The organism is Cupriavidus pauculus, assembly GCF_002858765.1.
In the GTDB taxonomy this organism is placed as follows: domain Bacteria; phylum Pseudomonadota; class Gammaproteobacteria; order Burkholderiales; family Burkholderiaceae; genus Cupriavidus; species Cupriavidus pauculus_B.
This window is the reverse complement of the sequence record NZ_PJRP01000003.1, coordinates 85109-110847: the sequence shown is the minus strand read 5'-3', so window position 1 is coordinate 110847 and position 25739 is coordinate 85109. Positions and strand designations below refer to the sequence as shown.

Below are 25739 nucleotides of genomic sequence, written 5' to 3'. Positions count from 1 at the left end.
GTTATGTGTGTGGTGATGGCTCGTCCTGCTGGCAGTGTCGGGACTTCCGGGTGTCAGGCAGCAGGCTCCGGTGCGTACCGCAGGATCAGCGTGGCAAGTGGCGGCAGCGTCAGCGAGAACGACGCGGGCTGGCCGTGCGACGGCGTCGCGTCGGCCTGCACGCGCCCGCCGTTGCCCAGATTGCTGCCGCCGTAGATTTCGGCATCCGTATTCAGGCATTCCTCCCATGTTCCGGCGAACGGCACGCCCAGGCGATAGCCGTGGCGCGGCACCGGCGTCATGTTGACGACGGCCAGCACCACGTCTTCGCTGTCGGGCCCGGCGCGCCGCAGGTACGCAAACACGCTGTTCTGGTGGTCGTCGCCCACGATCCACTGGAAGCCCTCGGGACGGTGATCCATCGCGTGCAGCGCCGGCAGGTCGCGGTACAGCCGGTTCAGGTCGCGCACCAGCGAATGCACGCCCCGATGCGCGGGCTGGTCGAGCAGCCCCCAGTCCAGTTCGTCGTCGTGGTTCCATTCGCGCCATTGCGCGAACTCGCCGCCCATGAACAGCAGCTTCTTGCCGGGATGCGTCCACATGAAGCCGTAGTACGCGCGCAGGTTGGCAAAGCGCTGCCAGTCGTCGCCCGGCGCCTTGCCGATCATCGATCCCTTGCCATGCACCACTTCGTCGTGCGACAGCGGCAGCACGAACGCCTCCGACCACGCGTAGACCATGCCGAACGTCATGTCGCCGTGGTGCCAGGGGCGATGGATGGGCGCGTGGCCCAGGTAGCGCAGCGTGTCGTGCATCCAGCCCATGTTCCACTTGAAGCTGAAGCCCAGTCCGCCCGATTCCACGCTGGCCGTGACGCCGGGCCATGCCGTGGATTCCTCGGCGATGGTCAGCGCGCCAGGGCAGCGTTCGTGCACCACGGTGTTCATCTCGCGCAGGAACGCCACGGATTCCAGGTTCTCGCGGCCGCCAAAGCGGTTTGGCACCCACTGGCCCGCTTCGCGGCTGTAGTCGCGATAGAGCATCGACGCCACCGCGTCCACGCGCAGCGCGTCGACGTGGAAGTGTTCGAGCCAGTGGACGGCGTTGGCCAGCAGGAAGCCGCGCACCTCGTTGCGGCCCAGGTTGTAGATGAGCGTGTTCCAGTCCTGGTGATAGCCTTCGCGCGGGTCCTGGTGTTCGTACAGCGCGGTGCCGTCGAACATCGCCAGCCCGTGCGGGTCGGTCGGAAAGTGCGCCGGCACCCAGTCCAGGATCACGCCGATGCCGGCCTGGTGGCAGCGATCGACGAACGTTGCGAACTGCTCGGGCGAGCCCAGGCGCGCCGTGGGGGCAAACAGCGACAGCGGCTGGTAGCCCCACGATCCGCCGAACGGGTGTTCGGTGATGGGCAGCAGTTCGATATGCGTGAAGCCGAGGTCGCGAATATAGGGCACCAGCCGTTCGGCCAGGATGTCCCAGCCCCGGCCGCTGTCGTTGGCCGCGCGCTGCCAGGACAGCACGTGCAGCTCGTAGACCGACATCGGCGCGGCATAGGGATCGGTGCTGGCGCGCTGCGCCATCCATGCGGCATCGTTCCAGCCGAACGGCGGGGCGGCATGCCCCGCGCACGCCACCACCGATGCCGTGGCCGGCGGCAGTTCGGTGGCCTGCGCCACCGGGTCTGCCTTGTCGGGCAGTGCTTCGCCCTGCGGGCCGGTCATGTCGTACTTGTAGCGGCTGCCCGGCCTCACGCCCATGCCCTGCGGCACGAACAGTTCCCAGACGCCTGAGCCGTGCCGCAACCGCATGGGGTGCCGCGCCGGGTTCCAGCCGTTGAATTCGCCAATCACGGACACGCGCCGCGCATTCGGTGCCCATACGGCAAACCGGACGCCCGGTTCACCGTCGATCGTCAGGCATTGCGCGCCCAGGCATTTGCCCAGTTCCAGGTGGCGGCCTTCGTTGAACAGGTGCAGGTCGAGTTCGCCCAGCAGCAGCCCGAACGCATACGGGTCGGCGCCGATCTGCTCGCTGCCGTCCGGCCAGCGGATGCGCAGCCGGTAATCGGGGGCGGTGGGTTGCCGGTCCGAAAAGCCGGGCAGGCGGCCGGCAAACACGCCATCGGCATGCAGGCGCGTCATGTCGGCCAGGAATTCGCCGTCGGCGCCGGTCAGCTGGATCGCCGCCGCGCCGGGCACGATGGCGCGCACCACCGCGCCGTGTTCGTCGCGATGCGGGCCCAGTACGCCGAACGGATCGGCCAGACGGGCCTCGCGCAGCGCATCGATGACCGGCCCGGGCAGTGTCGGCGCGGGGGATTCGAGCATGGCGGCATCATTCCTGTCCATGGTCGTCTCCTTGCGGCTCGTCGCCCAGCAGCTTGCGGACCAGGCGCGCCAGGCCACTGGCCGGCAGGTCGATCCAGGCCACGCGGTTGGCTGCCTCGTAGCCCACTTCATAGGCCGCACGTTCGAGCAGGAACAGGTCCAGCAGCGGTTGCAGCTGGCCGGCGGCGGCCCAGGGCTGCGGCGCGGCCGCCATGGCCTGCTGGTAGCAGTTCAGGAATGCGTCGCCGGCGGTGGTGCGGAAGCGGTCCAGCAGTGCGGCACGGCGTTCGGCCTGCGCGGGCGGCAGCGCGGCGTGCGTACGTTCCTGCCGGTCGGTGCCCACGGTGGCGGCGGCGTAATCGATCGACCGCAACAGCCCGGCCACGTCGCGCAGCGGCGATGTCTTGCGCCGGCGGAAGGCCAGCGGCTGGCGCGGTTCGCCTTCAAAGTCGACCAGGTAGGTGTCGTTCTGGGCGATCAGCACCTGGCCCAGGTGGAAGTCGCCGTGAATACGCGTTTGCAGGCTGTCGGGCGCGGCGGCGGCCAGGCGCGCCACCAGATGCGGCAGCTTGCCGCGCGCGGCCAGCAGCGTGTCGATGTCGCGGGCGAAGGCGCCGGTGGCATTGGCGCGGCGCGCTTCGAGCAGGGCCAGGGCTTCTTCCAGCGCGCGCAGCGCCTCTTCGGCCCATTCGGTGGCCTGCGCCTCGGTGGCGGCCACCGGCGCGAAGGCGTCTTCGTGGGCCGGCTGCGCCAGTACCGCGTGCAGTTCGGCCAGACGCCGGCCCAGCGTGCCGACCATGGTGGCGTAGCCGGCCATGGCTTCGCCGAACTCGTCGTCGTTGTCGGTTTCGGTGGCCGGCAGGGCGTCGTCGATCGACCGGCCCAGGTAGTCCAGCGTCCAGTCCCAGCCATCGCCCTGGTTGAGGATGTAGCCCTGCAGCAGCATCAGTGTGTGCGGGGTGCCATCGGCGCCGGTGCGCACGACTTCGCCCAGCAGTGGCGCCGAATGGGTGTAGCCGTGGCTGGTCAGGTAGCGCGTCATCTCGGCTTCGGGGTGGATGCCCCCGGCCACGCGCCGCACCAGCTTCAATACGCCCGTGTTGCCGAAAGCCAGCGAGCTGTTCGATTGTTCGGCCGACATCCATTGCACCGGCTCGTCTTCGAGCTGGGCATCGGCCAGGCCCGGTTCGGCCAGATAACGGATGGTGCCGTGCGACGTCTCGACGCTGGCGTTGTCGCGCAGCGACTGCACGACGGCGCGGGCGTAGGATTCGACCACGAAGCCGTCGGTGGCCACCCCCACGCGGGCGCCGCGCCGGATGCGGGCCATCGACAGGCCCGTCATCAGTTGCGACATGCCGTCGGTGCTTTCGCGGTCCCACAGCAGGGCCACCGGCAGTTGGTAACACTCGGTGCGGCCCGGCAGCGATACCTCGACCTCGCAGTGCCAGACCTCCTCGCTGGTGCCGATGCGCGCTACCGGACAGGCATAGGCCACGGTCACGCGTTCGATGCGCTCGCCCTTCGACGCGAACCAGCGGCGGCGCGCCAGGTAGTTGGGCAAGACCTCGGTGGTCAGTACGCGGCGTGCCGAGTCGGTCAGTTCGGAACGGCCGCCCAGGTTCTGCAGCACCAGCGTGACCTGATCCACCATCTGCTCCGGCGCGTTGACGTGCCACGACGGCGGCTGCGCGTCCTCGCTCAGCGCGAACCAGTAGAAGCCATACGGCGGCAGCGTCAGCAGATACGTCAGTTGCCCGATGGCGGGGAAGGGCGTGGCGCCCAGCATTTCCACGGGCACGCGGCCATTGAACTGGGACAGGTCAAGCTCCACGGCCTGCGGCGCGCGCGACAGGTTGGCCACGCACAGGATGTGCTCGCCATCGTATTCGCGCAGGTACGCCAGGATCTTGCGGTTGCCCGGAAACAGGAAGCGCAGCGTGCCGCGGCCGAAGGCGCGGTGCTGGCGGCGCAGCGCCAGCATGCGGCGCATCCAGTTCAGCAGCGAATGCGGGTCGCGCGTCTGCGCTTCGACGTTGACGGCCTCGTAGCCGTACAGCGGCCCTTGCAGGGGCGGCAGCACCAGGCGTTCGGGGTCCGCGTGCGAGAAGCCGCCGTTGCGGTCGGGCGACCACTGCATCGGCGTGCGCACGCCGTCGCGGTCGCCCAGGTGGATGTTGTCGCCCATGCCGATTTCGTCGCCGTAGTAGATCACGGGCGTGCCCGGCATCGAGAACAGCAGGCTGTTCATCAGTTCGATGCGGCGGCGGTCGCGTTCCATCAGCGGCGCCAGCCGGCGGCGGATGCCAAGGTTGATGCGCGCGCGGCGGTCCGATGCGTAGACCTCCCACAGGTAGTCGCGCTCGCTGCTGGTCACCATTTCCAGCGTCAGTTCGTCGTGGTTGCGCAGGAAGATGGCCCACTGGCAGTTCGGCGGTACCTCGGGGGTCTGCCGCATGATGTCGGTGATCGGGAAGCGGTCTTCGCGGGCGATGGCCATGTACATGCGCGGCATCAGCGGAAAGTGGAACGACATGTGGCATTCGTCGCCCTGGATGCCGCCGTCCGGGCTGGCCGCGCCCGTGGTGTCGGCGGTGCCGCCGCCACTGGCCCCGCCAAAATACTGCTGGGCGTCCTCGGGCCACATGTTGGCCTCGGCCAGCAGCATGCGGCCGGGATACCGGTCATCCAGGTGGCGCCGGATCTTGCGGATCACCTCGTGCGTTTCGGGCAGGTTCTCGTTGCTGGTGCCTTCGCGTTCCACCAGGTACGGCACCGCGTCAAGGCGCAGGCCGTCGATGCCGATGTCGAGCCAGAAGCGCATCACCGACAGCACTTCATTGAGCACCTGCGGATTGTCGAAGTTCAGGTCCGGCTGGTGCGAGTAGAAGCGGTGCCAGAAATACGCGCCGGCCTCGGCGTCCCAGCTCCAGTTGGACTTCTCGGTGTCGCAGAAGATGATGCGGGTGCCGGTGTACTTCTGGTCGTTGTCGGACCATACGTAGTAGTTGCGCGCGGCGGACCCGGGCTTGGCGCGACGGGCGCGCTGGAACCAGGGGTGCTGGTCGGACGTGTGGTTGATGACGAGTTCGGTGATGACGCGCAGGCCGCGGGCGTGCGCCGCCGACACGAATCGCTTCGCCTCGGCCAGCGAGCCGTAGTCGGGGTGGACATTGCGGTAGTCGGCAATGTCGTAGCCGTCGTCGCGGCGCGGCGACGGGTAGAACGGCAGCAGCCAGATCGTGTCGACACCCAGGCTGACCAGGTAGTCTAGCTTGGCGTGCAGGCCGGCAAAGTCGCCCACCCCGTCGCCATTCGCGTCATAGAACGACTTGATGTGCAGCTGATAGATCACCGCGTCCTTGTACCAGAGCGGATCGGCGTTGAGCAGGGCGGCGTTGGCGCGCTCGGAGAGTGGCTTCATGCCGGGTCTCCCGGTTGTCGTTGGGGCCTGACGTGCCAGAGCGAGAACGGCAGCTCTTGCGGATTCAGGCGGATGCGCTGGCGCTTGCCGTGCCAGGTGAAGCGGGTGCCGAACATCTGGTCCTCGGCATCCAGCGCGGCGTTGTCCGGCAGGCCCCATTCCCACAGCGGCAGTTCGATGTCGGTCTCGCGCGGGGCGCGCGGGTCCAGGCTGATGGCGGCCAGCAGCACGTCGTCGCCGAATGCGCCCGCGTGTTCGGCCCCGGTGGGCACGAAGCGCGCGAAGTACAGCACGGCGTCGTCGCTGGCGTGATAGAAGCGCAGGCCCAGGTGGTTCTGCAGGGCCGGATGGTTCGCGCGGATCTGGTTCAGCCGCGAAATCTCGGCCACGATGTTGCCCGGCGCCTGCCAGTCGCGCACGCGCAGTTCGTACTTCTCGGAGTCGAGGTATTCCTCTTTCTCCACACCGTTCAGCACCAACGGGGCGCTTTCGCAGACCTCGAAGCCGTTGTACATGCCCCAGAGGCCCGACAGCAGCGTGGCCAGCGCGGCACGGATCAGGAACGCCGGGCGCCCGCCATCGTGCAGGAAGAACGGGTTGATGTCCGGCGTGTTGACGAAGAAGTGCGGGCGGTAGAACTCGCGCAGCGGGCTTTGCGTCAGCTCCGTCATGTACTCGATCAGCTCGGCCTTGGTGTTGCGCCAGGTGAAGTACGTGTACGACTGCGAGAAGCCCAGCTTGGCCAGCCGCGCCATCATCTTGGGCCGCGTGAAGGCCTCGGCCAGGAACAGCGTGTCCGGGTGCTTCGCGCGCACGTCCGCGATCATCCATTCCCAGAACGGCAGCGGCTTGGTATGCGGGTTGTCCACGCGGAAGATGCGTACGCCCTGGTCGGCCCAGAACATCACCACGTCGCGCAGCGCCTGCCAGAGCTGTTCGCCGCCGGGTGGCGCCGCATAGAAATCGACGTTGACGATGTCCTCGTACTTCTTGGGCGGATTTTCGGCATAGCGCAGCGTGCCGTCCGGCCGGTGCGAAAACCATTCGGGGCGCTCGCGCAGCCAGGGATGGTCCGGCGAACACTGGATGGCGAAGTCGAGCGCCAGTTCGATGCCCATGTCGGCAGCCGCCTGGCGCAGGCGCTGGAAGTCCTCCAGCGTGCCCAGTTGCGGATGGATGGCGTCATGGCCGCCCTCGGTACTGCCAATGGCGTACGGGCTGCCCACATCGCCGGGCTCGGCCTTCAGGCTGTTGTTCTTGCCCTTGCGGTGCGCCTGCCCGATGGGGTGGATGGGCGGAAAGTACAGCACGTCGAAGCCCATCGCCCGAATGGCGGGCAGGCGGCGGATCACGTCGTCGAACGTGCCGTGGCGGCTCACGTCGCCGCTCTCCGAGCGCGGGAACAGTTCGTACCAGCTGGCAAAGCGGCCAGCCAGGCGGTCGGCCTCGATGGGCATCGTGGTCGGATAGCGGCTGGCGAATGGGCGGCCAGCCGGGGTTTCCATCGCCGCGCGCATGGCCGCCTCGGTGCGCGGCGAGAGCAGGATCTCCAGGCGCAGGGCGTCGTCGGCGGCGGCCGACAGATCGGCCATGACCGCGCCGGCATCGGCGATGGCACTCGCGTCCGGCGTGCCGAGCGTGGCCGCCACCAGTCGCGCGCCTTCTTCGATCTCCAGCTTGATGTCGACGCCGGCCTTGCGCTTCTTGCCGACTTCGTCCAGCCAGCTGGCGAAGGTATCGCGCCAGGCCTCGACCGTGAATTCATGACGGCCCATGGCCACCATCGGAAAGCTGCCGCGCCAGCGATCGTTGACGATGTGGACCATCGGGGCGGCACGCCACGCCTGTTCGCCCGGGCCGCGCCAGAGCACTACGGCGGCCAGCTTGTCGTGACCGTCCATCCAGATATCGGCGCTGACTTCCACGCGTTCGCCCACGGTGCGGCGCACGGCAAAGCGGCCGTTGTCGGTGGTGGGCGACAGGTTCTCGATGGCCACGCGCGGGGCTTCCATGGCGGCGGCCAGCGTGCGGTCGGGCGCCCGGTCTGCTGATTTGCGCGCCCCATTGCCCGCATTCTTGCGCCCGGTCGTCGTGACGACGGGCGCCGGCACGGCCTCGAACAGGCGGATGTCCGCGGGCGGCAGCGTGATCGTGCTGCAGGGGCTCAGGTTGTCCAGCCCGTCTTCGAGCGTGCCGCCGGGGCCGCCGTCAACGGGTGTCAGCGTGGCCGATGGTTGCGGCAGGCCGCTCAGCACCCGGTCGACGCCGAACGATGCCGGCTGCACGGGGCAGGGGTTCAGCACCACGGTCAGCGCGGGCTCGCCGGCCGCGCCGTTGGCCGCGTGGCGCGGCACGCGCGCCAGCACGGTCAGCGGGGCGTCGGGGCCGCTGACCTGCCGCACCGCCACGGCGGGCTCGTCGTCGCGCGCCGCCAGCCAGGCGTTGGCCTGCATCAGTTCATGGGTCAGATCGTAGGGCGCGTCGACGATATCGTCGGGATGGCCGTCGGCCTGCGCGCTGGGCGATGCATCGAGCGCGGCGCCGGGTGCGCCATGCGCGGCAGCAGCGCCGGTCTCGTATCCGGCCGGCACCATCCAGCCATCGCCGATGGCGGCGGCCGTCCACAGTGCCCGCCGCGCGGCCAGCACGTCGACGCCGTCCGGCGCCAGTGCGGGCGCCGCCAGCACCCGGCCAAAGCGTCGCAGACGGGCGATTTCCTCGGTCAGCCAGGCGCTGCGATAGTCCCACCACGGCAATGACGAGAAGGCGCCGTCGAAGGGCGCGGTGGCCAGGTCATCGAGTTGCTGCGGCGTGGTGCCGGGTGTCCACGCCAGGAACAGCGGCGTGCTGCCGCCGCTGCCGCCATTGGCGTCCTTGTTCTGCCCGCTGTTGCGCTGCAGCGTCTCGATCAGCGCGGCCCAGTGCCGTCCGGGCACGCGTGATGGTGCCCTGCAGCAGAAGCCCGCCGCGCCAGCGGCCAGCGCATCGCCCAACTGGGCGCTCCACCAGGCCAGCAACTGGCCTGCCGTGGCGTCGTCGAACCAGCGCACGCGCACGCCGGGCAGGTGGTTATCGGTGGCACTGGGGCTGCCGGCAGGCCGGGCATGGTCGACCCAGCCGTCGTGCATGGCCGCCGTGTCCTTGGGCAAGCGATCGAGCGCCAGGTCCAGCAGCGGCGCCAGGCCGTGCTTGCGGCAGGTGTCGAACGCCGCTTTCAGGGCGTCGGGGCGGGAGTGAGAGGCCGACCAGCCGGCCAGCAGGATATGGTCGAATCCGAGCCTGGCAGCGCGCACCAGTGCGTCGTTGTCCAGTGCCCGCGATTCCGTCAGGTTGATTTGGCAAATGCGCACGTCACACGTCCTCTGGCCGTGGGGCGCCCGTGGGGCAGGCGGGCGCGCGTCATGTCAATTCCATGAGGACATGCAGAGGGCATGCCAGCGACGGCGCCAGCCTTGTCGTCACGCCCGACGTGCGGTGCAGCAAGGGATCGCGCGGATGTCGGACAACACCGCTGCGCAGTCAGCTATGTAAGAAATACAGGGTCGAAACGGCTGGGGCGTAGGAATGCCCGGCGGTCGGAATGCTGGCTTTCAGGACACCCGAATGGGTGCCGGCGCGGGGAATCGCGAAGGCGTCAGCCAGGGAATGAGCGAGGGGTGAGCAAGGCGCCGGCCCACCACACGGCAGACCAGCAGGATGGGCGATGCCTTGGGAAACGCGCTTCAGCTTGCCCGGTAGACGTCGAGGCGGTTGTACAGCGTCTTGAGGCTGATACCCAGTGCCTTGGCGGCCTGGCGCTTGTCGCCATCGTACTTGGCCAGCGTGGCCAGAATGATCTCGCGCTGGGTGTCGGCCAGCGTGGTGCCGACGCGCACGCTGACCACGCCGTCCACCGTGGTGGGGCGCGGCGGCTGGCTGGCCAGGCCTGGATTGCCGATCTCCACCTGACGGTCGGCCAGGATGTAGGCGCGGTAGATGGAGTTCTTCAGCTCGCGTACGTTGCCGGGCCAGTCGTAGCGCACCAGCCGTTCGAGCGAGCCGGGGGAGAAAGACTTTTCCGTCTGCTCCATGGCGTTGAACTCGTCCAGGAAATGGCGCGCCAGCGGAATGATGTCTTCCGGGCGCTCGCGCAGCGGCGGGATATGCAGCGGGAACACGGCCAGGCGGTACAGCAGGTCTTCGCGCAACTGGCCGCCGCGCACGGCGTCCATGGGGTCGCGGTTGGTGGCGGCCAGGATGCGCACGTCGCTGACCATCGGAGCGTCGCCGCCCACGCGATGGAACGAGCGGCTTTCCAGCACGCGCAGCAGCTTGATCTGCATCTCCAGCGGCATTTCGGTGACTTCGTCCAGGAACAGCGTGCCGCCCTGGGCCTGCTCGAAATAGCCGGCCTTCTGCTCCAGCGCGCCAGTGAAGCCGCCTTTCTCGTGGCCGAACAGTTCGGATTCGATCAGCGTGGGCGCGATGGCGCCGCAGTTGACCGCGACAAACGGCCCCGACCGGCGGGTGCTGCGCTCATGCACCGCGCGCGCCACCACCTCCTTGCCGCTGCCGCTTTCTCCGACCGCAAGCATGGTCACGTCGGTGGCGGCCACGCGATTCAGCTGGCCGATCAGCCGCTGCATGGCTGGCGAGGTACTTTCCCATAGCAGCGAAACCTGCGCGGGTGCGGCGCGGCGGCCCGCAGGGCGGGGCGGCGCGGCGGGGCGGCCGGAAGGGAGCGTGGCAGTGGTTGACACGGGGTCGATGGAGCCTGCTGTCCGGCGCGTGAAAAGCAAATTCGGGGGCGGCCGGGGCGCGCAGGCGCGTCGCAATGGTGGAAGATGTCTATCATGCTATCTGTTCACGCGCCGGGTGGCTACCGCCTGAAACGCTGTCGCGGCATGGTCCCACAGGCGTGTCAGACGGACACCGGCATAATGGCCAGGGGACTGTCGTTACACTTCAGCCTATTCTCAGGCGTGTGCCGTCCGCATGCGCCCTGGCCAATCAGCCGCCACCTGCGGGCCCATGACAAACAGACGCCGGTCATACGACGCTATTCACGACGCGACCCGACTCTCCTATGCCACATATCCTGATCGTTGACGACGACGAGAACGCCTGCGCGGCGCTGGCGGAGATCGTTGCGATCGAAGGCTTTTCTTCTGCCAGTGCCAACAGCTTGCGCGAGGCCCGCCTGCAAATCGGGTGGCGCATGCCCGATGCCATCCTGGCCGACCTTCGCCTGCCCGACGGCAATGGCATGGAGCTGTTCGACGAGGTGGGTTCTGCCGGGGTGGAGGTGATCCTGACCACCGGCTACGCCAGCGTGGAATCGGCCGTCGAGGCCCTGCGCCTGGGTGCCACCGACTATCTGGTCAAGCCGATCAACGTCACGCGGCTGCAGACCGTGCTCAAGCGCATTGCCACCACCAGCGAACTGCGTGCCGAAGTGCATTCGCTGCGTGGCGAACTGCGCCGCTACGGGCGCTTTGGCCGGCTGCTGGGCAGTTCGGAGGCCATGCAGGTCGTCTACGACCAGCTCAGCAAGGTGGGCCCCACCGAGGCCACCGTGCTGTTGATCGGCGAAAGCGGTACGGGCAAGGAACTGGCCGCGCAAACCGTGCATGAACTGTCGGCGCGCCGCCGCCAGCCGTTCCTGGCCGTCAACTGCGGGGCCATCTCGCCCACGCTGATCGAGACCGAGATGTTCGGTCACGAACGTGGCAGCTTCACGGGTGCGGACCGCCAGCACAAGGGCTACTTTGAACGCGCCGATGGTGGCACGCTGTTTCTCGACGAAATCACCGAGATGCCGGCGGAGCTGCAGGTGAAACTGCTGCGCGTGCTGGAAACCGGTGCCTTCATGCGCGTGGGGACCAACCGCGAGACCCATGCGGATGTGCGCGTGCTGGCGGCCACCAACCGCAATCCCGAAGAGGCCGTGGCCGACGGCAAGCTGCGCGCGGACCTGTATCACCGGCTCAACGTGTTCCCGATCGAACTGCCGCCGCTGCGCGCCCGTGGCGAAGACGTGGTGCAGATCGGCAACACGATGCTGGAGCAACTGAACGCCGAGCAGGGCACGCAGCGCCGGTTCTCGGCCGCCGTGCTGGAGAGCCTGCGCATGCATTCATGGCCCGGCAACGTGCGCGAGCTGCGCAATTTCGTACAGCGCGCGTACATCATGGCCGACCAGGATGTCATCACTGAAGTCCAGATCCCGTTGCAGGTGGCCGCCGCGCCCAGCACCGGCACGGCCGTGGTGTCGGTGCCGGTGGGCATGTCGCTGGCCGAGGCCGACCGCCAGCTGATCTTTGCCACGCTGGAACAATGTGCCGGCGTAAAGAAGCACGCAGCGGAAATTCTGGGTATCAGTTTGAAGACTTTGTACAACCGGCTGGAGGACTATGCAGCCAAAGGCGAGTTGCCGGAATGGCTGCGGGCATCGCGTAGCGGCGACGCCAGCCCGCCTGCCGCCTCGTGACGGGGTGTCGGGCCAAGGCTGCGGACGCATGCGACGTGGCGCGCAAGACGGGCTGGCGATGCCAGCGCATGGTTCTTGCGTGTTCGGAACATGATCGTTCCCGAAATGATTGCCGATCCAATGGCTGAACATGACTGACGCTCCGCGCATTCCTCCTTCTGCCGTGCCGCCTTCGGCCGGCGGGGGTGCCCCAGACGACGCCCCGCCCGCCGTGCGCAGCATTAGCGAGGTGAGTGCGCTGATCGAGCAGGCCGCGCATGATTTGCGGTCGTCGCTCAATGCCATCCAGAGCTGGAGCTACGTACTGGACCGCTCGATCGATTCGCTGGCCGCGCCGGCGCAGCGCGCGCTGGACGGCATGCGATCGGGCATGCAGCAGCAGTTGGCCCTGATCGAGGAAATGGAAGAAGGGGTGCGGCTGCTGGCCGACGATCGCGGTCCGTCCTGGGAAGAAACCGATCTGCGCGTGCTGGCTGGGCTGGCCATCGAGGACAAGCGGGCCGCCGCCGAAGCGCGCGGTGTCATCCTGGCAACACTGGATACGCAGGACAACGCGGGCACCGGATTTACGGTGCCGGGCGATGCGCTGCGCATCGGCCCGCTGCTCAGGCATCTTCTGGTCCACTGCATCTGGCGCGCGGCCGCCGGCGGGTCGGTGCGGGTGTACCTGAGCGCCGAAGCCGGCTACGTCAAGTTCCGCATTACCGAAAGCCCCCCCGTGGAGCGGACGCGAGGCGAGACCAGGCTTGCCGCGCTGAGCGACTTCTTCGGCCGCCGCGCACCAGCCAGCGGCGGGCATTCGCCCCGGCAGAGCACCGCGCTGTTGCTGACGCGGCGGATGGTGGAACTGCAAGGTGCCGCGCTGACCGCAGAGAACGAAAACTGCGGCGACACCGACAACGTCACGGTCTGCATCGCCGTACGCTTCCCGCGCGTGGGGACGGCACGTCCCGCCTGAGCATTTTTTACCGCATGGCGCACAATCTGCAGCGCCACGGTACGCCTTCCCTCCCACTTTCTCCCGGCTGTTCCCGCCATGACGCGCCGCTGCGCGCACCCCGCCACGATCTTGAGCGGGTTTGCGGCGCTGGCCCGGCGTTTGCATCGTTCACGGACGGAGCCTCGCAGACAGGGGACCCGAATCCGATTCCGAACAGGAGAGATGCCATGTCACACGCTCATGCTCCGAAGGGTTCACACAAGCCTTCGGCCAAGCCATCTACCAAGCCGTCGACCAAGCCATCTACCCCCTCGGCGGACAAGGCCAGCGCTGGCAAGTCAGACAAGGCCGCCAAGACCTACCAGGCCGCCGTGGATGAATCGCTCGACATGACCTTCCCCGCCAGCGACCCGATCTCGCCGGGCGCGGCCGAACATGCCGAGCGTCAGACCGCCACGCGCCGCGACGACGTGGACTGGAAGCTGAAGAAGGGCAGCGAACATCAGCCAGCGGGCGAAAAGGCCGCCGCGCATCGCACCGGCGTCAGTGACCGCGGTGACAAGAAGCGTTGAGCAAGGCAGGGGCTGAAGGAAGGCCAAGGTCACCCCTTCGGGGCACATCCCGTGGCACCTTCCGATCGCCATGTGATCGCTGCCCCACCCTTGCACTGCAACATGCCTTTGAACGGAGCCTCAGGATGTCTACGATCATCGCAGGACGATTTGAAACGTTTGCCCGGGCCGAGACTGCTGCATCACGTTTGATGGCCAAGGGCGTCAGGCAGGACGATCTGACCATGTTCTATGTCAACCCGCCGGGCCAGCACGCCACCTTTCCGATAGGGGGTGACGAGGCTGTGGACCCCGGCGCACGCGACGCCGGACCCGGCGCCGGGCGCGGCATCCTGATCGGCGCCGTCATCGGCTTTGCCGTCGGGGTCTGCCTGGTTGCGGCCGCGCGCGCATGGTTCGCCGCGGCGTCTCTGCAGCCGTGGGTACTGGTACTGGTCATGGCCTTTGCCACAGGGGTTGGCGCCTATGCCGGATCCTTGATGGGCGCGCTGGCCGGCACCGATCGCAGCGCCGGGCCGGTGCGACACGCCGGCGTGCTGCTGGCGGCTCATGTGAGTGACGCCAATACGGCCCTGGTGGCGGGCGAGTTGCGTCGCGGCGGCGCGCGCGATGTGGAGCGCGCGGAGGGCCAGTGGCGCGATGGCCATTGGGAGGATTTCGATCCGCTGGCGGCGCCAGTGCCGGCGAGCCGATGAATGTGGGAACCGCACATGAAGCCCATGGACCCGCAGACCCCGCCCGCCGGTACGCCGCCGCGCGGCGCGTCAATTATTGGGGACGTTGACCAGACCACGGCCGGATGCGGGCCGTTCGTGATGGCGTCCGACACGCTGGAAGGCAACAAGGTAGTGGACCCGTCCGGCGAGGAGATCGGCACCATCGACCACATCATGGTCGACGTGCTGGGCGGCCGTATTGCCTATGCGGTACTGGCGATGGGCGGCTTCCTCGGCATTGGCGAAAAGCTCCATGCGCTGCCGTGGTCGGCTCTGACGCTGGACACGCGCCGCAAGTGCTTTGTGCTGGGGATCGAAAAGGAACGCATCAAGGCCGCGCCGGGATTCGACAAGGAGCACTGGCCCACCATGGCGAATTCGGAGTGGGCCACGAGCATCCACGAGTACTACGGCATCTCGCCATACTGGGAGAAGGACCGGTACGACCCGTGGGCCTGACCGGGCCGGGGTGAAATGCGGGCCGGGGTGAATGCCCCGGTGCAGGTTTGCGCGGCGCCGCCCCCGCTCCAGGGGCCGGCGCCGTATGCATTGTCAAACCTTGTGATTGATCTGGCCGGCCGGCTTTTCCGCTGGATCGGCGCGTATGCCCGTGGCCAGCGGGGGCTGGCCGGGCACCTCGCGCGGCGGGGGTACGCGCGTGGTGAGCTGGTTCGACACGCCGAGGATGCCCGGGGGCGTGGATGCGGCCTTTTCGATGCGCTGGGCGATATCGATGTCCTCTACCTGGCCCGTAATCGTCACGCGGCGCTCCACCACATGCACGGCCACGCCGTCGGGCATATCGCCGCCGCAGAATTCAGCGATACAGGTGCCGACACGCTCGCGCAGCAGTTCGTCATCGTCGTCTGGGCTGGTGCGGCGTGGTGCTTCGCTTTCCGTTTGCATGATGGCGGTCCTCGTCTGGTAGGTGATGGCGCGCGGCGGCAACGCCGCGCCCGGAATGCCGGTGAGACGCAATCGCCATGCCCACCGCAGCGCCCCGGCCTCCGGATCGTTGCTTGTAAAAACGACATGTCACGGTGCCGGATGACATCCTTGTAGGACGCCACCGACTGAAACTGCGTTGAGGCGCTCCCTACAATGTAGACAGTCCTGCCTTGCCACGGGAGCGTTTCATGCAACAGCAGCCCACGCATCGCCGCCTGTTCCACCTGTTCGACCACTTTGCCGGCGCCGCGACGCGTCAGGCCGGCTCGCCGGTGGCCTTCGCGCTCGCCGTCTTTGTCGTCCTGGCCTGGGCCGTCACGGGGCCGCTCTTTGGTTACTCCGAGACCTGGCAGCTCGTCATCAACACCGGCACCACCATCGTCACCTTCCTGATGGTGTTCCTGATCCAGCAGAGCCAGAACAAGGACGCCATGGCGGTCCACCTGAAGCTCAACGAGTTGCTGGCGTCGCACCGCGAGGCCAGCAACCACCTGGTGTCCATCGAGGATCTTGACGAGGAGGAACTGCGCCAGCTGGTGAAGTTCTATCGCCATCTGGCCGAACTGGCCGACGAGGAGGGCGACGTCAAATGCAGCCATTCGATCGACGAAGCCAACGAGAACCACGCCGAAAAGTCCCGCGTGCGGCACGCACGGCGCAAGCCGGAGGACAACCGTCAGGCGTCAGCCACGGCGTAGTGGCAGGCGCGACAGGCGACCACCGGATCCTGAAACGCTGAAACGACAAACGCGGCCTGGCCGCAGAGGAGCCCGACTTGGCAACCCCAGTGACTCCCGATGCAGCAGCTACCGCGGTGGCCATGGATGCCGCCCCGGCCCCCGATCCGCAGCAACGCGACGTGCGCGTGGTGGTGTACGGCCGTGCCGATTGCGATGACCCGGACAGCCACCAGGGTGCCACGCTCAAGGGCATCGCCCAGCGGGTGGCCAAGCTGGCCGGCTTCACGTTTGCCGGCAGCTACGACGCGACCACGCACCGGCCCGCGGACGGCCGGCTTTACTTCGTGCCGGCCGACACGCTGACCGGCGTCGACAGCGCGCGCCAGCTTGGCATCGCTGGTCTGGATGACCTGCTGGGCGGCGTGGTGCCGCACGCGTTCATCGCCACCAAGGCGATCTCGCACGGGCGGGTGGCGCCCGACGCCGCCGCCCCCGCGGGCTGGAACGATACGTTCGCCGCGCGCATTCGCGGGCACGTGTTGCCGGGGTTCACGGCGTTCTCGCTCGACGACGCCCGCCGCGCCGGGCGTGCGATGCTGCGCGATGGCAAGGTACGCGTCAAGGAGCCGTGCGGGATTGGCGGGCTAGGCCAGCAGGTGGTGGCGAACGATGCGGAACTGGACCAGGCGCTGCAGACGCTGGATGCGGCGCGTGTGGAGCGAGAAGGGCTGGTGCTGGAACGCAATCTCGACGATGTGCTCACGTTCAGCGTGGGGCAGATCCAGATCGGCGAACTGTGCGCCAGCTACTGCGGCACGCAGGACCTGACGCCCGACAACACCGGCCGCAAGGTCTATGGCGGGTCTACGCTGCGCGTGGTGCGTGGCACGCTGAAAGACCTGCTGGCGCATCCGCTCGAAGTCCACCTGCGCGATGCCGTGCTGGCCGCGATGGCGTATCACGCGGCTGCCGTCGAGTGCTTTCCGGGTGTGCTGATGTCGCGCTGCAACTACGACGTGGCGTTTGGCAGCGACAACGGCCAGCCGCGACTCGGTGTGCTGGAACAGTCGTGGCGCGTGGGTGGTGCCACGGGCGCGGAACTGGCGGCACTGGCCGCGTTCCGCGACGATCCGCAATGCGTGCGTGCCACCGCGTGTACGCGCGAGATCTATGGCGAGGGCGCAACCGTACCGGAAGATGCGGACGTCTATTTCCAGGGAGAAGACCGCAGTGTCGGTGCACTGACCAAATACGCGAGACTGGAGTCCGTTTCCGATGGCAACCCATGAAGAATCGATACAGATCCATACCGAAGGCGGGATGATCGCGGGCACCGTGATCTCTCCCGCCACCAAGCTGCCCGGCGTGCTGTTCGTGCATGGCTGGGGCGGCAGCCAGCAGCAGTACCTGGCCCGGGCCCGCGAAGTGGCCGGCCTGGGGGCGGTTTGCATGACCTTCGACCTGACCGGTCACGCCGGTACGTCGGCGCAATACGAGACGGTCAGCCGCATGCGCAACCTGGCCGATGTACTGTCCGCCTACGACATGCTGGTGCGGCATCCCGAGGTGGACCGCAACGCCATCGCGGTGGTGGGCAGCAGCTACGGCGGGTATCTGTCCGCCGTGCTGTGCGAACTCAGGCCCGTGCGCTGGCTTGCATTTCGTGCGCCGGCGCTGTACATGGACGAAGGGTGGGAATCGCCCAAGCGGCAACTGCATCGCGACCAGGACCTGGTGGCCTATCGTCGCAAGGTGGTGGCTGCCGATACCAATCGCGCGCTGCGTGCCTGCACCAATTTCAAGGGCGATGTGCTGGTGGTGGAATCGCAGCACGACAACATCGTGCCGCACACGGCGGTGCTGAGCTACGTGGATGCCTGCATCCAGGCCAGTTCGATCACGTACCGCGTGCTCAAGGGTGCGGACCACGGGCTGAACAGCGAGGACAGTCAGCGCGCGTACACGAAGCTGCTGCTGGGCTGGCTGCGCGAGATGGTCACCGAGGCCCGTACCGGGCCAGCCGTGCCGGCCCGGCCGTCCAAGGCATCGACGGCGCAAAAGACGCCGCATCACGACGACGGGCTGGAACCGGAGCGCAAGGGCAACGGTGGCGAGGACATGGCGCGCGAGGCGGTGCTGGCGGGCGGGGACGACGAGAACGATCCGCAGGTCATTGCCGCGCGGCCGCGCCCCGAGCGCGCGGCGGAGTAGCGGTGGCCGTGGCCTGCCGATGCGGCTAGCGACCCGCCGTGACGCGCTGGTCCATTGCGCGCGCCTGCTTCAGGTGCTCGCGCAGCGCGGGCAGCAGGCGCGACGCAAAGGCGCGCAGGGCAGGATCCTTGCCGCGCGTGGACTGGTTCTGGAACAGCAGCACGGCCTGCTCGTGGGCGTCGATGCCGATGGTCCGGATATAGGCCTGGTCGAATTCATCGGCCTTGAGAGACTTTAACCGTGTCAGTTCAGGGGCCTCGGGCACGCGATCCTGCGGCGTGATGCCCTTGTCGGCGGCGATGCCGCGCAGGGCGCCCAGCGCTTCCTTGTGGTCCTCCACCATCTGGCGCGCGAAGGCGTGGATCTTGGGGTCCCTGGACACTTCCAGCGCCATTTCGCCGGCCGAGATCTCAAGGTGGGTGGTCATCTGCGCCTCGTCCACGAAGCGCAGGTCGTCGGTGGACAGCGATGTGGCGGGCGGCTTGGCCGGCTTTGGCGGGGTGGGGGCCAGCGGCGCGTCGGCTACCGGCGGAGCGGCTGGCGCCAGCGAGACGCCTGCTGCGCCGCAGCAGGCCATGGCAATGGCCACGACATGAAGCGGCCAGCGGCGTGACATGCGCTGGGAGGTTCGATCACGATTGCAGCTACGTTCTATACGTTCTGGCATGAGGAGGCTCCTTCATATGCCATGCGGGGAGAGGGATGGGCGGCAGGTACGTCGCCGGATCGCGCAAGAAGCATTCCTGTCGGACGGCAGAATTTGCAATGCGCGCCTGCCGAAGCCCATTTGGATCGGTAAATACTGCAAGCGCGCGATGCGCCACCTAGCCGTGGCGCGTTGAAGTCGGATGGCATGGCTCATGCGTACGCGCATGCACATGACCCAGACCACTGTTGCCGATCCGGACAGGCAGACTTCGACGCCGAGTTCGACCCCAACCCTTGATGCAGCGCTGCGCAAGGCGGGTCTGCATCATGTCGACGACAGCGAGCCCGGCATCGCCCGACGCCGGGCCGGCAAGGGCTTCACCTATGTCCGGCCCGACGGCAAGCGCGTGGACGCCGCCACGCAGGCGCGCATCGATGCGCTGGCGATTCCGCCCGCCTACGAATCGGTCTGGATCTGCATGGACCCCGACGGCCATCTGCAGGCCACGGGCCGCGATGCGCGCGGCCGCAAGCAGTATCTCTATCACGCCGACTGGGCCGCGCTGCGCGACGCCGACAAGTACGCGCGGCTGATGTCCTTCGGCCAGGCGCTGCCGCATCTGCGGGGCCGTGTCACACGCGACCTGGCGCGCAATGGCATGCCGCGCGAGAAGGTCCTGGCTGCGGTGGTGACGTTGCTCGATGCCACGCTGGTGCGCGTGGGCACGCCTCGCTACGCGGAACAGAACCGCACCTACGGGCTGACCACGCTGAAGCGCAAACACGTGGCCGTGCAAGGTAGCCGCCTGCGCTTTCAGTTCACTGGCAAGAGCGGCGTCACGCACGATGTGTCGGTCAACGACGCGCGGCTGGCGCGGGTGGTGCGCAATTGCGCGGACCTGCCGGGCCAGCGGCTGTTCAAGTACAAGGACAGCGACGGCGAGGTGCGCGAGATTGGCTCGGTCGACGTCAACGCCTATCTGCAGGAGGTCACGGGCGGCGAATTCACGGCCAAGGACTTCCGCACATGGGCGGGCAGCGTGCATGCGCTGGCGCTGCTGCGCAAGACCCCGGCCGATACGGAGGCAGCCCGCAAGAAGGCGATGGTCGACGTGATCCGCAACGTGGCGCAGCGGCTACGCAACACGGTGGCGGTTTGCCGCAAGTGTTATGTGCATCCGGATGTGCTGGCCGCGTTCATGGCTGGCGCATTGCAGGCTTTACCGGCACCCCGTGCAGGCATGCGCCTGCGTACCGACGAGGCGCGCCTGCTGGCCCTGCTGGAAAGTACCGCCCCGCTGGCGCGACCCACCCGGAGAGCGGCTTGAGACAGCGGGCGTCGGCGCCTTTGCAAACCGGCACGGCTATTGCATCGATGCTTGTACCAACAACAAGCAGAACAGCATAGCAATCGAGGTCCAAGGTGGAACACGCAGTCATCGGTTTCCTTGAGGCTGACAGCAGCAGCCCGGCAACCTATCTCACGGAAGCGCGTCAGTCGCTACCCACTGCTGGGAATTTCTCAACATCTGATGCCGACGATGCCGACGATAGTTGCGTCGGCATCGGTACAGCGCTGCATGTATCGCCCGCGCGGCTGGCCGCCAAGGCGCTGCATGGCAAGGGTGCGACGGCCCGGGCGCCGCGTGGCAATGACCTGCGCCAGGCGCGCGTGCTGATGCAGGCGCTGTGCGAGATGCGCCTGGCGTTGAGCAAGCGCGAGGACGCACTTTCCCCGGCTGCGCTCGACAGCCGGCATACGGCGACCATGGCGCTGTGGCAGAACCGTACACGATCCCTCTACACCCAGCCCGACGTGGAGCGCGGTATCGAGGCGAGGCTCGATGCCGGCTTTCGCCACGCGCGCAGCGGTAGCCCGCGCGAGGCCGCCGGCGAATTCAAGCGCGCCTACCTGTTGCTGTGCTGCGTGCTGACGCTGGCGCGCGACAACGCGCGGGATCGCGCGCGGCGCGGAGCGGTCGCGTGATGTTGACGAGAACGCCGCCAGAACGGCACTAGCGTTTCTGGCGTGTCTTCCTGCACGGCCCAAGGTATCCGGGCAGGTCACGCGCCTTCGGGCTCGTGGCAAGCTGCAATCCCTTGGCAAGTGCCGCCGCGAAAGTGTGGTGCGTGTCCAGTGGCCCCTTGATCTGCTTGCGGAAGAAGTCGGCCCAGCGAAAGTCGGAGTATGCGGTCTTGACCTTGCGATAGCCGCCCGCCAGTTGCACGAACGCTTCCAGGCTACGGTAAGGATCGTCGCGCATGCTGTGGACGTCCGATGGCAGTTCGCTGATCGGCCGCCGCCGTCCGCGTTCGTCGTACGGATGCACCATGTGTTCGTCGGTCATCCGCTTCCAGAACGCGCGGACCGACAGATGGCTGTAGTCGTTGCGGACGAGCGCCGGCACCATGTCGATGCCCATGTCCTGCCAAGCACGCACCCAGTGGTGATGATCGACGATATACAGCGCCTGCTCGGGGCCGATCACGATATGCACGCGGTGCTGGTCCAGGAAGCCCGGCACGTCGGAATGGGCCAGGCGCCGGGTGACATGCATCTTCTGCGCGACGTGGTATGCCCCGACCGTGATCTGCGTGGGGTGCAGGTGACCGATGGGCACCATCAGTGCCGCATCCTTGCCAAGCCGCCGTGTGCGTTTCGCCATGGGTGTCTGATCTCCAGGACAAGGAACTGGCCAGCAAGCAGCAAGGTTTGTGCCGTGCTGTGGCTGCGTCGCAGGCGCTCCGCTTCCGGCAATCGTTGCCACCGCTTGTAACCGTTACGCATCTCCGGCGCGCGGGCACCGCCGCTGGCCCGCATGGCGCCGGGGCCGCGCAAATGCACAGGCGCGGCACGGAATTTGCGCACCCCGACAGCATTGACGATTGCACTGAAAGCGAAGCGGCCATGTCTACCCCGAGCAAACTCCCGCCACAGCATCAGGACCGCCAGCCTGGCCTGGAAAGCGAAATGGTGCCCAGGCCCGACAGCGGCGCCGAAGACTATGTCGGCAGCGGCCGCCTGAAGGGCAAGGTGGCCCTGGTGACGGGGGGCGATAGCGGTATCGGCCGCGCCATTGCCGTGGCATTTGCCCGAGAGGGGGCCGACGTCGCGTTCGCCTACCTGGACGAACACGACGATGCCAGGGAGACCGAACGGCTTGTGGCCGAGGCCGGCCAGCGGGCGCTGGCCATCGCCGGGGACATCGCCAACGTGGAGCATGCGGACAAGCTGGTCGCCGACACGTTGAAGTCGTTCGGCCGGCTCGACGTGCTGGTCAACAATGCGGCGGAGCAGCATCCGCAGGAATCTCTGGAGGATGTCAGCACCGAGCAGCTGGAGAACACCTTCCGGACCAACGTGTTCGCGATGTTCCACGTGACCCGCGCGGCCCTGCCGCATCTGGCGCAGGGCGGCGTGATCCTCAATACGACCTCGGTGACCGCGTATCGCGGCAGTGCGCATCTGCTGGACTACTCTGCTACCAAGGGCGCCATCGTGGCGTTCACGCGCTCGCTGGCGCTGCAGGTGGTCAAGCGCGGCATCCGCGTCAATGGCGTGGCGCCGGGGCCGATCTGGACGCCGCTGATTCCGTCGACCTTTACCGCCGACGAAGTGGCGGAGTTTGGCAAGAAGACGCCGATGGGCCGTCCGGGCCAGCCGTTCGAGGTGGCTGCGGGCTACGTGTTCCTGGCGTCCGAAGCCGCAAGCTATATCACCGGGCAGATCCTCCATATCAACGGAGGTGAAGTGGTCAACGCTTGAACACAGGGAGAAACATCATGTCTTCGATAGTTGCCGGGCGCTTTGCGTCCATTCCCGAGGCAGAGCACGCCGCGCAGAAGCTGTATGCGCGCGGGTTCTCGGTGTGGGACGTCTCGATCATGTCGGTGGACCCGGGCGGCGCCCGCCCTCCGGGGGTATTGCTCGCCGCACGCGCCAAGGGCGACCGCCGTGACGAGGTGCTGGACGTGCTGCGCGAAGGCGGCGCCAGCGATTGTGAAGCGGCCAAGGGCAAGTGGGAGGGCGGCCAGTGGACCGATTTCAACCCGGCGCACGCGCCCGCGCTCGTGGATGCGGCCGAGGGCGAATGCTGGCCCATCCCCGGCCAGGGTGCCGCCAAGGGGGCCGATGGCGATGCCCGGCCCGCGCATGCGGCGCCGGTGGCGGAGGAAGCCGTGGCCGAGGACAGCACCGGCAACGAAGATCCCGGCAGCGAACTCGAACACTACGTCGACCGCCAGGTCGCCAGCCACAACTGACGACGGACGGACGCACCCATGGCCACGCATGCCAAGGCGGAACTGGGCACGCTTCGACCCACGCAGATCACGCTGGGCCTCTATCAGGTCCACGAAAAGATGGACGTCGCGGCCAGGCCACGCAGCGCCAAGGCGCTAGGCCGGTTTCTGGAGGAACACCGCATCCAGACGATTGCCGGGCCAGGCGGGGCGTTGTACATCGCCGACCATCATCACTGGGCGCGTGCCTGGCTGGAGCTGGGCTGGCAGGAAGCGCCGGTCGCCATCCTTGACGACCTGAGCCATCTGCCGCCCGGCAAGTTCTGGAAGCGCATGCGTGCGCTGGGCCATGTGCATCCCTACGACGAACACGGCGAGCATCTTTCCGAGAAAGACCTGCCCGCCACGGTGATGGGCATGCGCGACGATCCGTACCGCAGCCTGGCCGCCTTTACGCGCAATGCGGGCGCGTACCGCAAGCCGGGCAACGCGTACGGCGACTTTCGCTGGGCGGCGTTCTTCCGCCGGCACGTGGCGGAGGACATGGAAAGCATTCCGGGCTTTGCACTGGCGATGACCCAGGCCATCCAGCTGGCGCGCAGCAGCAAGGCCAAGCGGCTGCCGGGCTTCGTGGGCAAGTGCGAGCGGGAGGGGCGCTGAGGGGGAGGGCGCTCAGAGAGGGCGCTTGGGATCGCGCGAACGCTGATGCACGCAAAAAACGCCGCGGACGGGCGCCCGTTGTCGGAGCGCCCGTCCGCGGCGTGTGTCGAAGGCCAGCCAGCCCTAGCTCCTGGACTTGTGCATGGGCTTGCCCTTCTGCTTCGTGCTGGCCATCTTCTCGAGTTCGCCTTCGCTCATCGACTTGGCCATCGACTTCGATGCGCCCTTGAGCGAACCGGACTTGCGTTCGCCGCGCTTCGCTGACAAGGCGGCTCCGGCCGCCATCTGCTGTGCCTTGGATTTGGCTGGCATGTCGATCTCCTTCGTTCGCGGTTAGGGTCGCGGTGAGGCACGCGACCCACGGCCCGGATCGGCTAGATCCGGCCCAACACCACCAGGAGCACGACGATGATGACGATCAGCCCCAGGCCGCCGCTTGGCCCGTAGCCCCAGCCGGAACTGTACGGCCAGGTTGGCAGTGCGCCAACCAGCAGCAGGATGAGGACGATCAGAAGAATGGTGCCGATACCCATGGTGCGCTCCTTTGTTGTGGTGCTGGCTGCGCTGCGGTTTTCAAGGCCGCCGCGCGCCTGTCCCTGTTATTGCAGGTTAGGACAGCACCACTCCGCCCAGAGGCGGGCAGGGGCTGATATGGGTGTAGGAATAAGACGACGCCTGCGATGGCGTCCTGCAAGACAAGCCCGGCCGCACGACGCCTGAGGCGCATCATGGGGCCGGGCCGGCACGGGGCCTGCCTCAGAACGCCGCGCGGTAGATGCCGAAGGCGTCGGCTTCGGTGACTTCGCGCGGATTGTTGACGAGCAGGCGCGTCTGCAGCATCGCATCGCTGGCCAGCCGCTGCAGGTCCGGCTCCTTGACGCCCACGTCGCGCAGCGTGCGCGGAATGCCGGTCGCTTCGATCAGGCCCTCGATATGCGCGATCAGCGCGGCGGCCTTGGTCTCGTCGCTGCCGGTGGTGCCGGGCAACACCACATCGCACAGTTCGCCATACCGCTTGCAGGCGGCCGGGGCGTTGAATTTCATCACGTGCGGCAGCACCAGCGCATTGGACAGGCCGTGCGCCACGTGGAAGATGCCGCCGATCGGATAGGCCAGCGCATGCACCGCCGCCACGGGCGAATTGGCGAACGACTGGCCCGCGAACATCGCGCCCAGCAGCATGGCCTCGCGCGCAGCCAGGTCGTGGCCGTTGTCGCAGGCACGCATCAGGTTCTGCGACAGCAGTTCCAGTGCCCGCACGGCCAGCATGTCGGAGACGGGGTTCTTCAGATGCGCGCTCGTGTAGGCCTCGATGGCATGCACCATCGCATCGATGCCGGTGGCCGCCGTGGCGCCACGCGGCAGGCCCAGCGTCAGCTCCGCATCGAGGATGGCCAGGTCGGCGAACAGCTGCGGCGCGACCACGCCCATCTTGGTGGTCTCGCCCGTGGTGACGATCGATACCGCCGTGACTTCGGAGCCCGTGCCCGCCGTGGTGGGCATCTGCACCAGCGGCAGCCGCGTGCCGGTGACCTTCTTCACGCCATACATGTCCTTGATGGACTGCGTGGCCGGCAGCAGCACGGCAATCAGCTTGGCCACGTCCATCGACGAACCGCCGCCCAGGCCCAGCACGACTTCGGCATTGGCCTGGCGGGCCCGTTCGGTGGCTTCCAGCACGACATGCTCGGGCGGATCGGCCACCACGTCGTCGATCACGGTCACCTGCCAGTCGTGCTTGCCCAGGTCTTCCAGCGCCGGCGTCAGCAGCCCGCTCTTCGCCAGGAAGCCATCGGTGATCACGCACAGGCGTTGTGCCTGCGGGAACGCCTCGCGCAGCAGCGCGCCCAGCCGGCGTGCCGCGCCGGATTCGACGACGACCGTCGGCACGGTCTGGAAGCGGAACGGGTTCATGGTGTCTCC

General features: G+C 67.6%; 23 protein-coding genes. 13 read left to right on the top strand and 10 right to left on the bottom strand.

Annotated elements, in window-relative coordinates; all coding sequences use genetic code 11:
• Positions 1-53: 53 nt before the first annotated feature.
• The 4 genes from glgB to CYJ10_RS08950 all read right to left on the bottom strand — a co-directional run bounded on the left by glgB (position 54) and on the right by CYJ10_RS08950 (position 10469).
• Positions 54-2306 (bottom strand): 1,4-alpha-glucan branching protein GlgB, encoded by a 2253-nt coding sequence (glgB, locus tag CYJ10_RS08965; RefSeq protein ID WP_101681528.1) that lies wholly within the window; start codon positions 2304-2306, stop codon positions 54-56.
• Between the two features lie 7 nt (positions 2307-2313).
• Complete coding sequence (gene treS / locus CYJ10_RS08960) at positions 2314-5730, bottom strand: maltose alpha-D-glucosyltransferase (protein WP_101681159.1); 3417 nt, start codon at positions 5728-5730, stop codon at positions 2314-2316.
• Positions 5727-9080 carry an alpha-1,4-glucan--maltose-1-phosphate maltosyltransferase gene (locus CYJ10_RS08955; RefSeq protein ID WP_101681158.1) on the bottom strand — a complete coding sequence of 1118 codons (3354 nt, stop codon included), beginning with the start codon at positions 9078-9080 and terminating at the stop codon, positions 5727-5729. The genes treS and CYJ10_RS08955 overlap by 4 nt, the downstream gene beginning before the upstream one ends.
• A 372-nt stretch (positions 9081-9452) precedes the next feature.
• Entirely contained in the window at positions 9453-10469 is a 1017-nt protein-coding gene (locus tag CYJ10_RS08950) for a sigma-54 interaction domain-containing protein (RefSeq protein ID WP_257993196.1), read from the bottom strand.
• 326 nt (positions 10470-10795) lie between these two features.
• On the opposite strand from CYJ10_RS08950, the gene CYJ10_RS08945 reads away from it, so the two are divergent.
• The 5 genes from CYJ10_RS08945 to CYJ10_RS08925 all read left to right on the top strand — a co-directional run bounded on the left by CYJ10_RS08945 (position 10796) and on the right by CYJ10_RS08925 (position 14886).
• Complete coding sequence (locus CYJ10_RS08945; protein WP_101681156.1) at positions 10796-12199, top strand: sigma-54-dependent transcriptional regulator; 1404 nt, start codon at positions 10796-10798, stop codon at positions 12197-12199.
• Between the two features lie 130 nt (positions 12200-12329).
• Positions 12330-13157 carry a sensor histidine kinase gene (locus CYJ10_RS08940; RefSeq protein ID WP_257993195.1) on the top strand — a complete coding sequence of 276 codons (828 nt, stop codon included), beginning with the start codon at positions 12330-12332 and terminating at the stop codon, positions 13155-13157.
• A 209-nt stretch (positions 13158-13366) separates the two neighbouring features.
• Positions 13367-13711, top strand: coding sequence for a hypothetical protein (locus tag CYJ10_RS08935; protein ID WP_101681155.1), 345 nt, complete (start codon positions 13367-13369; stop codon positions 13709-13711).
• A gap of 125 nt (positions 13712-13836) precedes the next feature.
• Positions 13837-14406: a hypothetical protein gene (locus CYJ10_RS08930; RefSeq protein WP_101681154.1), complete on the top strand. Its 570-nt coding sequence runs from the start codon at positions 13837-13839 to the stop codon at positions 14404-14406.
• Positions 14407-14421: 15 nt separating this feature from the next.
• Positions 14422-14886, top strand: a complete 465-nt coding sequence (locus CYJ10_RS08925) for a PRC-barrel domain-containing protein (RefSeq protein WP_101681526.1) — start codon at positions 14422-14424, stop codon at positions 14884-14886.
• 93 nt (positions 14887-14979) lie between these two features.
• Here the strand turns inward: CYJ10_RS08925 and CYJ10_RS08920 are convergent, their stop codons facing one another.
• Complete coding sequence (locus tag CYJ10_RS08920) at positions 14980-15333, bottom strand: BON domain-containing protein (protein WP_101681525.1); 354 nt, start codon at positions 15331-15333, stop codon at positions 14980-14982.
• A 230-nt stretch (positions 15334-15563) separates the two neighbouring features.
• Here CYJ10_RS08920 and CYJ10_RS08915 point away from each other — a divergent pair, with 230 nt between their 5' ends.
• From CYJ10_RS08915 to CYJ10_RS08905, 3 genes are all read left to right on the top strand, one after another.
• Complete coding sequence (locus tag CYJ10_RS08915) at positions 15564-16073, top strand: low affinity iron permease family protein (protein ID WP_101681153.1); 510 nt, start codon at positions 15564-15566, stop codon at positions 16071-16073.
• Between the two features lie 77 nt (positions 16074-16150).
• Positions 16151-17344: a DUF3182 family protein gene (locus CYJ10_RS08910; RefSeq protein WP_257993194.1), complete on the top strand. Its 1194-nt coding sequence runs from the start codon at positions 16151-16153 to the stop codon at positions 17342-17344.
• Complete coding sequence (locus CYJ10_RS08905) at positions 17331-18266, top strand: alpha/beta hydrolase family protein (protein ID WP_101681152.1); 936 nt, start codon at positions 17331-17333, stop codon at positions 18264-18266. Before CYJ10_RS08910 ends, CYJ10_RS08905 begins: the two co-directional genes overlap by 14 nt.
• 25 nt (positions 18267-18291) lie before the next feature.
• Here CYJ10_RS08905 and CYJ10_RS08900 read toward each other — a convergent pair whose 3' ends face one another.
• Positions 18292-18933: a DUF4142 domain-containing protein gene (locus CYJ10_RS08900; RefSeq protein ID WP_101681151.1), complete on the bottom strand. Its 642-nt coding sequence runs from the start codon at positions 18931-18933 to the stop codon at positions 18292-18294.
• A 211-nt stretch (positions 18934-19144) separates the two neighbouring features.
• On the opposite strand from CYJ10_RS08900, the gene CYJ10_RS08895 reads away from it, so the two are divergent.
• Together CYJ10_RS08895 and CYJ10_RS08890 are read left to right on the top strand one after the other, a co-directional pair.
• Complete coding sequence (locus tag CYJ10_RS08895) at positions 19145-20242, top strand: DNA topoisomerase IB (RefSeq protein WP_101681523.1); 1098 nt, start codon at positions 19145-19147, stop codon at positions 20240-20242.
• Positions 20243-20337: 95 nt separating this feature from the next.
• Complete coding sequence (locus CYJ10_RS08890; RefSeq protein ID WP_101681150.1) at positions 20338-20901, top strand: hypothetical protein; 564 nt, start codon at positions 20338-20340, stop codon at positions 20899-20901.
• Between the two features lie 28 nt (positions 20902-20929).
• Here the strand turns inward: CYJ10_RS08890 and CYJ10_RS08885 are convergent, their stop codons facing one another.
• Positions 20930-21580 carry a ParB-like protein gene (locus tag CYJ10_RS08885; protein WP_101681149.1) on the bottom strand — a complete coding sequence of 217 codons (651 nt, stop codon included), beginning with the start codon at positions 21578-21580 and terminating at the stop codon, positions 20930-20932.
• A gap of 242 nt (positions 21581-21822) precedes the next feature.
• Here CYJ10_RS08885 and CYJ10_RS08880 point away from each other — a divergent pair, with 242 nt between their 5' ends.
• From CYJ10_RS08880 to CYJ10_RS08870, 3 genes are read left to right on the top strand one after another with little or no spacing between them, the layout of a single operon-like run.
• Positions 21823-22680 carry an SDR family oxidoreductase gene (locus CYJ10_RS08880; RefSeq protein WP_101681522.1) on the top strand — a complete coding sequence of 286 codons (858 nt, stop codon included), beginning with the start codon at positions 21823-21825 and terminating at the stop codon, positions 22678-22680.
• A gap of 17 nt (positions 22681-22697) precedes the next feature.
• Positions 22698-23177 (top strand): hypothetical protein, encoded by a 480-nt coding sequence (locus CYJ10_RS08875; RefSeq protein ID WP_101681148.1) that lies wholly within the window; start codon positions 22698-22700, stop codon positions 23175-23177.
• 18 nt (positions 23178-23195) lie between these two features.
• Positions 23196-23816: a ParB-like protein gene (locus CYJ10_RS08870; protein WP_101681147.1), complete on the top strand. Its 621-nt coding sequence runs from the start codon at positions 23196-23198 to the stop codon at positions 23814-23816.
• A gap of 123 nt (positions 23817-23939) precedes the next feature.
• Here CYJ10_RS08870 and CYJ10_RS08865 read toward each other — a convergent pair whose 3' ends face one another.
• The 3 genes from CYJ10_RS08865 to CYJ10_RS08855 all read right to left on the bottom strand — a co-directional run bounded on the left by CYJ10_RS08865 (position 23940) and on the right by CYJ10_RS08855 (position 25730).
• On the bottom strand, positions 23940-24128 hold the full coding sequence (locus CYJ10_RS08865) for a DUF3008 family protein (protein WP_101681146.1): 189 nt from the start codon (positions 24126-24128) through the stop codon (positions 23940-23942).
• Between the two features lie 62 nt (positions 24129-24190).
• Entirely contained in the window at positions 24191-24349 is a 159-nt protein-coding gene (locus tag CYJ10_RS08860; protein ID WP_082926650.1) for a DUF3309 family protein, read from the bottom strand.
• Positions 24350-24572: 223 nt separating this feature from the next.
• On the bottom strand, positions 24573-25730 hold the full coding sequence (locus tag CYJ10_RS08855) for an iron-containing alcohol dehydrogenase (protein ID WP_101681145.1): 1158 nt from the start codon (positions 25728-25730) through the stop codon (positions 24573-24575).
• Positions 25731-25739: the final 9 nt, after the last annotated feature.